The 8962-nt window shown below is 68.4% G+C and carries 7 protein-coding genes; 3 read left to right on the forward strand and 4 right to left on the reverse strand.

The window, feature by feature from the left end; all coding sequences use genetic code 11:
• Positions 1-22: 22 nt before the first annotated feature.
• The 3 genes from ACE3SG_RS19040 to ACE3SG_RS19050 all read left to right on the forward strand — a co-directional run bounded on the left by ACE3SG_RS19040 (position 23) and on the right by ACE3SG_RS19050 (position 2991).
• A complete protein-coding gene (locus ACE3SG_RS19040; RefSeq protein ID WP_374567660.1) occupies positions 23-1180 on the forward strand; it encodes a LysM peptidoglycan-binding domain-containing protein in 1158 nt (385 codons plus the stop codon).
• Positions 1181-1236: 56 nt separating this feature from the next.
• Positions 1237-2379: a DNA-processing protein DprA gene (gene dprA, locus ACE3SG_RS19045; RefSeq protein WP_374567662.1), complete on the forward strand. Its 1143-nt coding sequence runs from the start codon at positions 1237-1239 to the stop codon at positions 2377-2379.
• 132 nt (positions 2380-2511) lie between these two features.
• The gene (locus ACE3SG_RS19050) at positions 2512-2991 is read left to right on the forward strand and encodes a DUF494 family protein (RefSeq protein WP_374567664.1); all 480 of its coding nucleotides are present in this window, start codon (positions 2512-2514) and stop codon (positions 2989-2991) included.
• A gap of 33 nt (positions 2992-3024) precedes the next feature.
• Here the strand turns inward: ACE3SG_RS19050 and ACE3SG_RS19055 are convergent, their stop codons facing one another.
• The 4 genes from ACE3SG_RS19055 to yajC all read right to left on the reverse strand — a co-directional run.
• Complete coding sequence (locus ACE3SG_RS19055; protein ID WP_374567665.1) at positions 3025-5562, reverse strand: DUF1631 family protein; 2538 nt, start codon at positions 5560-5562, stop codon at positions 3025-3027.
• Positions 5563-5600: 38 nt separating this feature from the next.
• Positions 5601-6644 carry a protein translocase subunit SecF gene (gene secF / locus ACE3SG_RS19060; RefSeq protein ID WP_374567666.1) on the reverse strand — a complete coding sequence of 348 codons (1044 nt, stop codon included), beginning with the start codon at positions 6642-6644 and terminating at the stop codon, positions 5601-5603.
• A 33-nt stretch (positions 6645-6677) separates the two neighbouring features.
• Positions 6678-8576: a protein translocase subunit SecD gene (gene secD / locus ACE3SG_RS19065; RefSeq protein WP_374567668.1), complete on the reverse strand. Its 1899-nt coding sequence runs from the start codon at positions 8574-8576 to the stop codon at positions 6678-6680.
• Between the two features lie 84 nt (positions 8577-8660).
• On the reverse strand, positions 8661-8962 hold a 302-nt coding region (gene yajC / locus ACE3SG_RS19070), incomplete at its 5' end, for a preprotein translocase subunit YajC (RefSeq protein WP_374567670.1).

Here is an 8962-nt window from a genome sequence, read left to right on the forward strand (position 1 = left end):
CGTCGCCCGGGAGAGTCCATTCATGAGCCGATTCGCGCGTCTGCCCCTTGTGCCGCCTTCCGCCTGGTTCGTGGCCGTGTCCTTGGGGTTGGGCGCTGCGGCGTCGGCCGGGGCCACCACCTACCCGATCACCCCCGGCCAGCGCGCCACCGCCCAGCAGGTGGCCGAGACCGGCGTGCCGCTGTCCGAGCTGGCGCCCAATGCGCCCGACAGCTACACCATCAAGCGTGGTGACACGCTGTGGGACATCTCCAAGTTGTTCCTCAAGAGCCCGTGGCGCTGGCCCGAGCTGTGGGGGATGAACATGGACGACATCCGCAACCCGCACCTGATCTATCCGGGCCAGATCCTGTACCTGGACAAGAGCGGCGGCCGAGCCCGCCTGCGCACCGCCAAGCCGATCGGTGACGAGAAGCTGTCGCCGCGAGTGCGCGCCGAGCCGCTGCCCAGCGATGCGATCGCCTCGGTGCCGATGCACCTGATCGGCCCGTTCCTGAACGATGCCGTGGTGCTGGACACCAACACGCTGGCCACCGCGCCGCGCGTCGTCGCCACCCAGGAAGGCCGGGTCATCGTGTCCAAGGGCGAGAACGCCTATGTGCGCGGCGACCTGTCCGCGGCCCGCAGCTGGCAGCTGTTCCGTGAACCGAAGCCCCTGGTCGACCCCATCACCAAAGAGGTGCTCGGCTTCGAGGCCCGCTATGTCGGCACGGCCGACTACGTGCGCCCGGGCGAAGAACGCACCGCCGCCGACGGCTCGAAAGAGATCATCCCGGCGACGATCACGATCACCAACCTGCGTGAAGAGTCGAACATCGGCGACCGCCTGTCGCCCGCGCCGGCGCGCGATGTCGATCCGTTCGCCCCGCATGCGCCGGGTGCACCGATGTCGGGCCGCATCATCTCGGTCTACGGCGACGGCCTGAACGCCGGCCAGAACCAGATCGTCTCGCTGAACAAGGGTGCGCGCGATGGCATGGAGCGCGGCCACGTGATGGCCGTCTGGCGCGCCGGCACGCAGCGGGTCGACAACACCGAAGACAAGCGCGAATTGATCCGCCTGCCGGACGAGCGCCACGGCCTGATGTTCGTGTTCCGGGTCTTCGAGCGTGTGTCGTATGCGCTGATCCTGAACGTGCAAGACCCGGTCACCGCCGGCGACCTGTTCACCCAGCCCTGATCACCCGGGCTTGAGCGCCCGGGCCTGAGCGGCGGCCACGGCCGCCGCCCGTCGCCATGCCACCCGACACCGCCCTGCCCGCCGACGAACTGCGGGCTTGGCTGCGCCTCGTGCACTCACCGGGGCTCAGCCCGGGCGCGGCACGCCGCCTGCTGGCGGCTTTTGGTTCACCCCAAGCAGCCGTCGCGGCCGGGCCAGGCGCCTGGCGCGAAGTGGCGGGGGTCGATGCCGCCCAGGCGCTGCTGCAACCCAGCCTCGATCCCGACGCGTTGTTCGACACGACGCAGGCCTGGCTGGCCGCCGACCCGGCCCGCCGCCATGTGTTGACGTTGGGCGACTCGGCCTACCCTGCGGCGCTGCTCGAGACCGCCGACCCGCCGTTGCTGCTGTACGCGCAGGGGCGCATCGGCCTGCTGGCGCGCCCGTCGATTGCGATCGTCGGCAGCCGCCACGCCACCCCGGGAGGGCTGGACAACGCACGCGCCTTCGCCGCCCACCTGAGCCAGGCCGGTCTGGTCGTCGTGTCGGGTCTGGCGCTGGGCATCGACGGCGCGGCGCACGAGGGCGCCCTGGACGGCGCCAATGCAAGCGGCGGCGGCACCATCGCGGTGATCGGCACCGGGCTGGACCGCGTCTACCCCCGGCGCCACCACGCGCTGGCCCACCGCATCAGCGAGGGGGCTGGGTTGATGTTGAGCGAATTGGCGCTCGGCAGCCTGCCGCTGCAACACCACTTTCCCCGCCGCAATCGCATCATCGCCGGCTTGACGCTGGGCACGCTGGTGGTCGAGGCCGCAGTGCAGTCTGGCTCGCTGATCACCGCCCGCCTGGCGGTCGAATGCGGCCGCGAGGTGTTCGCGATCCCCGGATCGATCCACAGTCCCCAGTCGCGCGGCTGCCACCAACTGATCAAGGACGGCGCCAAGCTGGTCGAGACCGCCGACGACATCGTGCAGGAGTTGCGCCTGCCCGCGCCCGGCGTCTTCGCCACCGCGGCGACACCGCCAAGCGACGCCGCCGATGCCGGCCACGACCCGCTGCTTGAGGCCCTCGGCCACGACCCGGTCACGCTTGATGCCTTGTCGGCACGGCTCGGCTGGCCGACCGCCGAGTTGCAAACCCGCTTGCTGGAGATGGAATTGGACGGCCGCCTGGCCCGGTTGCCGGGCGGTTTGTTCCAGCGCCGGGGCGCTGGCTGAAGCGCCTCTCCAGGTGACCTGTCACACGCACCGTCCGACCGCGAAAACCGGCTCGGCAAGCGCTCGATGACCCCGGGTGATCCCGGCCAAATGCCGGCAACCGGGCCCAAAGCACTCGGGTATAGTCAATCCATGTTCGACGTTCTGGTCTACCTGTACGAAAACTACTGGCGGCCCGACGCCTGCCCGGACCATGCGCAACTGAGCCGCAAGCTGTCCGCCGTGGGGTTCGAGTCGGACGAGATCCAGGAAGCGCTGCACTGGCTGGACGGGCTGGCATTGCGCACCGGCGAACTGAGCGCCGAAACACCTGCCGGCGCGGCGCCGCTGGCGCAGTCTCCCGCCGGCATTCGCGTCTACCTGCGCGAAGAGCAAGAGCTGCTGGGCGACGAGTCGATCGGTTTCATCAGCTTCCTTGAGGCCGCCGGCGTGCTGACGCCACCGCTGCGCGAGATGGTGATCGACCGCGCCACCGCAGTGGGCTCGGGCCCGCTGGAACTGGACGACCTCAAGATCATCGTGCTGATGGTCTTCTGGAGCCTGGGTGAAGAGCCCGATGCACTGATCCTCGACGAGCTGTTCGTCGCACCGGAAGACCGGCTCATCCACTAGACGCCGCACCGCCGCACGCGCGGCGGTGGCCTTTCAGGCCAACAAGCGCGCCGGATCGGCCTTGATCTTTTCGATCGCGTTGCGCGTTGCCGCCACGGTGAGCGATTCGTCTTGCAGCGGCACCAGCAAGCCCGCTTGCAGGAACGCCGCCAAGCGCGCCTTCTGGAACAGCACGCAGCGGCCATCGGGTGCCGAAAAAAGCGACAGCTGCCGGTTCATGCCCTGCCAGACTAGGCGCACCGATTGGTTGCGGCCACGGTACTCGAGCATGAACGCGGCGCCCAGCTGAAGCTCCGACGCCCATTGCAGCATCGCCGGCCCCGGCATCGAGCCACCGTCGGCGACGATCTCCAGGCCCTCTTGCTGATGGCTGCCGCTGTCGAGCACCCAGGTCTCGTCGATCTCGACCTCTTCGTCGGGCAGCAGCTCTTCGATCATCTCCAGGCGCTGCTTCAAGTCTTCCAGCTGCTGCGCGCTGATCACGGTGGCGCGGGCGCTGAAGGCGGCCGTCAACGCCAGGTTCAGCGCCTTGATCGCGTTGTCCTGCTTCTCGGCCGCCAGCCCGACCGAGGCCATGCCCTGGCGCAAGGTGGTCAGCAGCGGCGGCAGCCGGCGGATCACCTCGGCGCGGTCCTCGCGTGAGGTCTTCGCGCTGGCTGTCCAGAGCAGTTCGCTGGCCGCCGCGCGCACCGTCTTGACCTCGTCGCTCTGCGGGCCATGGCGGACGGCCGCGGTGGCCAGCACATCGGCCCAAACATGGAACATGAACTCGCGGATGCCCTCGTGCACCGGCACGTCGCCCAACAACTTGCGCAGCTCGATCGTGTACTGGATCGCCAGCGTTTCGCGCTGCTCCACCTGCTGCGCCAGCGAAACGCCAACCCGGCTCTTCTCGTTGTGCTCGCGGAAGTAACCCTCGAGGAATTTCTCGAATTCGTTGAGCACCGTCTGGAACACGCGGCGTCCGGTGTCCGGGAAGGCCTCGACGACCTGCACGACGCGCTTGATCTCGGCTTCCAGCGGCGTGCCCAGGACCTCGGCCCCGCCTTCGAAGCCCATCACGCAGGCCCCCATGCGGTCGATGAGACGGCGCGCGGGGTGGTCGGCGGTCGAGAAGAAATCAGGCTCGGCGATCGCGACCCGCAGCGTGGGCATCTGCAACCGGGCGAACCACACCCGCAGCTGCGCCGGGATGCGCTCTTCGGTCAGGATGGCCTGGAACAGCAGCGCCACCAGTTCGACCGTCGCCCGCTCGGCGGGCGTGGTGGCGGCCTGCTTGAGCGCCACCTGGCGTTCGCGCAGCTCCTGCAGCAGCACTTCCGGCGTCGGCGCCGGGCCGGCCACGCCACCCACCACCGCGCCATCGCCGGCGGGGCCGCCCGCCTGCTGCACCAGGCGCTGCTGGGCCTGGTTCATCGCGTCGGACAGGCGCGCCGACGCGGGGCGGGCGTGCGCGGTGTCGCGGAAGCCCGGCAGGTGGCGTTCCATCACCTCGGAAAAGTGCTCCAGCACGATGTCGGCCCGCGCCGAACCGCCGGCCCCCTGCCGGGTCATCATCCGCGTTTCGTCTTCGATGCTGTGGCCGTGCAGGATGCTTTGCGGCGGGCGCGGGCCGCCGAACGGGTCCGCCGCTGCGGTGCCGCCGCCGGCAGCGCCCTGCGGCCCTGCCGCGCCACCGCGGCCCGTACCGGTCATCGTCCCGGTCGTGCCGTAACCTGTGGTGCCGCCGCCATGGCCGCTGGCACCGTAAACGCTGGAGCGGCCACCCGCCGACGGCATCGGCGCCGAGGGCGTGGAGGTGGACGTGTCCGCAAAGCGGGTGCTGGCAGGGCGCGTCGGCGGGACTTCGTCGAGCTGGCCGGGCGAGGTGGACGTACCGTCGGAGCGGCGGATGGCGCTGCGCAGGTCGACCTCGGGCATCACCCCGTGGTCGACGAGCCATTTGTTGACGTCTTTCCAGACCCCTTCGATCGGCTTGGCGCAGGCCTTGACCAACACCTCTTCAAGGCCACGCCAGGTGTCGAGCGCCAGGCCGGCGTCGGTCCAGGCCTCGACCACGGTTTGCGCCAACATCTGCGTGCGAAACAGGTCTTGCTCGTCGAGCTCGGGCTGGCGCGCCAGGGCCAGCAGGCGGGCACGCAGGTCGTTGTATTCCCAGATGCCTTTGTCCAGCATGCCCTGGGCCAGGCGCGACACCAGGATCCCGTGCTGGATCGTGTCGTCGTCGACCAGCTTCAGGTCGAGCGCGCCGTAGGCGGTGCCGCGGGGCGCGGCGGGCACGGGCTTGCCGGCGTCGTCGGTGAGGGCACCGTGGCCGGTGACCGGCCCGCTCGACACCTGCCGCCGCACACGCTCGGAGAGTTTGATCGGCCACTTCGCGCCGTGCCGCATCACGTCTTGCAGCATGTCGCGCCGTTGCTGGGCGACCATGCGTTCGGCGGTCTTCTCGTTCAGCGCCTGGGCGCCGGCCAGCGCCGCATCTGCCCAGGGCTGGAACTCCTTGACCAGGCGTTCAGCGTAGAACAGTCGCGCTTGATCGAGCAGGCTCGTCTGGGCCGAAGGGGCGGGCATGTGCGTCGGTGCGGCAGGCCGAGTGAAGGCGATCGACTCTACACCACCGCCCCGGCGTTCGGGTCGTTCGGGTCGCCGCCGCCTTCCTTGGCCGGGCCGGACTTGACCAGGTCTTCGCGCTTGACGCCCAGCCACATCGCAATCGCCGCCGCAACGAAGACCGACGAGTAGATGCCGAACAGGATGCCGATGGTCAGCGCCACGGCGAAGTAGTGCAGCGTCGGGCCGCCGAACAGCAGCATCGACAGCACCATCATCTGCGTGCAGCCGTGGGTGATGATCGTGCGGCTCATCGTCGAGGTGATCGCATGGTCGATCACCTCGTGGGTGTTCATCTTGCGAAATTTGCGGAAGGCCTCGCGGATCCGGTCGAAGATCACGACCGACTCGTTGACCGAGTAGCCCAGCACCGCCAGCACCGCCGCCAACACCGAGAGCGAGAACTCCCACTGGAAGAAGGCGAAGAAGCCCAGGATGATCACCACGTCGTGCAGGTTGGCGATGATCGCGGCGACCGAGAACTTCCACTCGAAGCGGATCGCCAAGTAGATCATGATGCCGATGACGACGAAGGCCAGCGCCTTCGCGCCGTCCTGCGCCAGCTCGGCGCCCACCGACGGCCCGACGAACTCGGTGCGCGACAGTTCGAACGGCTCGACGCCGCCGGCTTGCGTGCACGACGGCCGCGTCACCAGCTCACCCTTCGGCGTGGTGATGGTCTTCTTGCCGACCTCACCCTTGTCGGCCGCGCACAGCGCGTCGAACACCTGCTGCGCCACCTCGGCCTGCTTCACATCGGCCCGCACCGGCACGCGGATCATCACATCCTGCGAGGTGCCGAAGTTCTGCACCTGCACTTCGCCGAAGCCGAGCTTGTCGACCGACTCGCGCACATGGGCCAGGTCGGCCGCCTGCGCGTAGTGGATCTCGGACACCGTGCCCCCGGTGAACTCGATCGAGAAATGCAGGCCGCGGGTAGCGAGGAAGAACACCGCGGCGAAAAAGGTCAGCGCCGAGATGATGTTGAACACCAGCGCATGCCGCATGAACGGGATGTCGCGCCGGATACGGAAGAATTCCATGGTGGACCTTTGTGAATGCTCGCGGAGCGCGGGTCAGGCCTGATCGGCGGCGTCGGTGGTGGCCGGCAAGGCGGCGCCCTCGGGCCGCCAGACCTGGCCGATCGAGACCGACTTCAGCTTCTTCTGCCGGCCATACCAGAGGTTGACCAGACCACGCGAGAACATCACGGCCGAGAACATCGAGGTCAGGATGCCCAGGCAGTGCACGACCGCAAAGCCGCGGATCGGGCCGGAGCCGAAGGCCAGCAACGCGAGGCCGGCGATCAGCGTGGTGATGTTCGAATCCAGGATCGTGGCCCAGGCGCGTTCGTAGCCGGCATTGATGGCCGCCTGTGGCGACGCCCCGCCGCGCAGTTCTTCGCGCACGCGTTCGTTGATCAGCACGTTCGAGTCGATCGCCATGCCCAGCGCCAGCGCGATGGCCGCGATGCCTGGCAATGACAACGTGGCCTGCATCATCGACAACACAGCGATCAGCATCAGCAGGTTGAAGGCCAGTGCCAGCGTCGAGAACATGCCGAACAGCAGGTAGTACAGGCACATGAAGACGGCGATCGCGGCGAAGCCGTAGGTCACGCTGGCGAAGCCCTTGGCGATGTTGTCCGCGCCCAGGCTCGGGCCGATCGTGCGCTCTTCGATGATCTCCATCGGTGCGGCCAGCGAGCCGGCGCGCAGCAGCAGCGCGGTGTCGTTGGCTTCTTGCGTCGTCATGCGACCCGAGATCTGGACCCGCCCGCCGCCGATCTCGGAGCGGATCACCGGCGCCGTCACGACCTCGCCTTTGCCCTTTTCGAACAGCAGGATCGCCATGCGCTTGTTGACGTTCTCACGCGTCACGTCACGGAAGATGCGTGCGCCCTTGGCATCCAGCGTCAGGTGCACCGCCGGCTGCTGGTGGTCGTCGAAACCGGGTTGTGCGTCGGTCAGGTTTTCGCCGGTCAGGATGACCTGGCGCTTGACGATCAGCGGGCCGCCGCCACGCTCGACATAGCGCTCGGTGCCGAAGGGCACCGGTGAGGCGCCGGTGGCCGCGGTGGCGGCCTCGGCAGAGTCGTCGACCAGCCGCACTTCCAGCGTGGCGGTGCGGCCGATGATGTCCTTGGCCTTGGCGGTGTCCTGCACCCCAGGCAACTGGACGACCACGCGGTCGAGCCCCTGCTGCTGGATCACCGGCTCGGCCACGCCGAGCTCGTTGACGCGGTTGTGCAGCGTCGTGATGTTCTGCTTCAGCGCCGCTTCCTGCACCTTGCGCATCGCCTCGGGCTTCAGCGCGCCGGTCAGCAGCAGGTCACCGTTCGATGCGGCCCCTTCGGCCCAGACCACGTCGGGCTGGGTGTCGTTCAACACCGTCAAGGCACTGGTGCGGGTGTCGGCGTCGCGGAAGCGCACCTCGACGCTGTTGCCTTCACGCGCAATGCCGGCATGGCGAATGTTCTTGTCGCGCAGCGTGCTGCGTATGTCGCCGGTCAGCGACTCGGCCTTCTTCGTCAGCGCGGCCTTCATGTCGACCTGCATCAGGAAGTGCACGCCGCCGCGCAGGTCCAGCCCCAGGTACATCGGCAGTGCATGCAGCTTGGCCAGCCACTGCGGCGAACGTGACACGAGGTTCAGCGCAACGATGTACGACGGATCGTTCGGGTCGCCGTTCAGCGCCTTGCTGATGGCGTCCTTGGCCTTGATCTGGGTGTCGGTATCGGCCAGGCGCGCCTTGACCGAGTTGCCCTCGAACTGCACGAAGTCAGGCTTGATGTTCGCGCCCTGCAGCACCTGCTCGACGCGCCCGACGAGCGAGGCGTCGATCTTCAAGGTCGCCTTGCCGCTGGACACCTGCACCGCCGGCGCTTCGCCGAAGAAGTTGGGCAGCGTATAGACCAGGCCTACGGCCAGCGCGAAGGCCAGCAGCAGGTACTTCCACAGAGGGTATCGGTTCATGTCGGACTTTCGTGCCGTGGGCCGCCTGCCGCGTCCGCGGCGGCGGCCGAGCGCATCCCGCGATGCGACGGGTTGCCTGCTGGCTTACTTGTAGGTGCCCTTGGGCAGCACCTGGACCACCGACGAGCGCTGGACCTGGATCTCGACGTCCTTGGCCACCTCGACGTGCAGCACGCTGTCGCCCATCTTGGCCACGCGCCCGATCACGCCGCCGCCGATGACCACTTCGTCGCCTTTGGCCAGCGCGTCGATCATCGCGCGGTGCTCTTTCTGCCGCTTCATCTGCGGGCGGATCATGATGAAGTACAGCACCACGAACATCAGCACCAGTGGCAGGAACTGCATCATGCCGGCGGCGCCCGAAGGGGCGGCCGAGGTCTGGGCGT

Origin of the sequence: Ideonella sp. (assembly GCF_041914305.1) — a bacterium.
GTDB lineage: Bacteria > Pseudomonadota > Gammaproteobacteria > Burkholderiales > Burkholderiaceae_C > Ideonella.

Excerpts from the sequence above, each read along its gene's own strand:
- ACE3SG_RS19050 (WP_374567664.1), top strand. The coding sequence starts at position 2,512 with ATGTTCGACGTTCTGGTCTACCTGTACGAAAACTACTGGCGGCCCGAC.
- secD (WP_374567668.1), bottom strand. The coding sequence starts at position 8,576 with ATGAACCGATACCCTCTGTGGAAGTACCTGCTGCTGGCCTTCGCGCTG.
- dprA (WP_374567662.1), top strand. The coding sequence starts at position 1,237 with ATGCCACCCGACACCGCCCTGCCCGCCGACGAACTGCGGGCTTGGCTG.
- ACE3SG_RS19055 (WP_374567665.1), bottom strand. The coding sequence starts at position 5,562 with ATGCCCGCCCCTTCGGCCCAGACGAGCCTGCTCGATCAAGCGCGACTG.
- secF (WP_374567666.1), bottom strand. The coding sequence starts at position 6,644 with ATGGAATTCTTCCGTATCCGGCGCGACATCCCGTTCATGCGGCATGCG.
- ACE3SG_RS19040 (WP_374567660.1), top strand. The coding sequence starts at position 23 with ATGAGCCGATTCGCGCGTCTGCCCCTTGTGCCGCCTTCCGCCTGGTTC.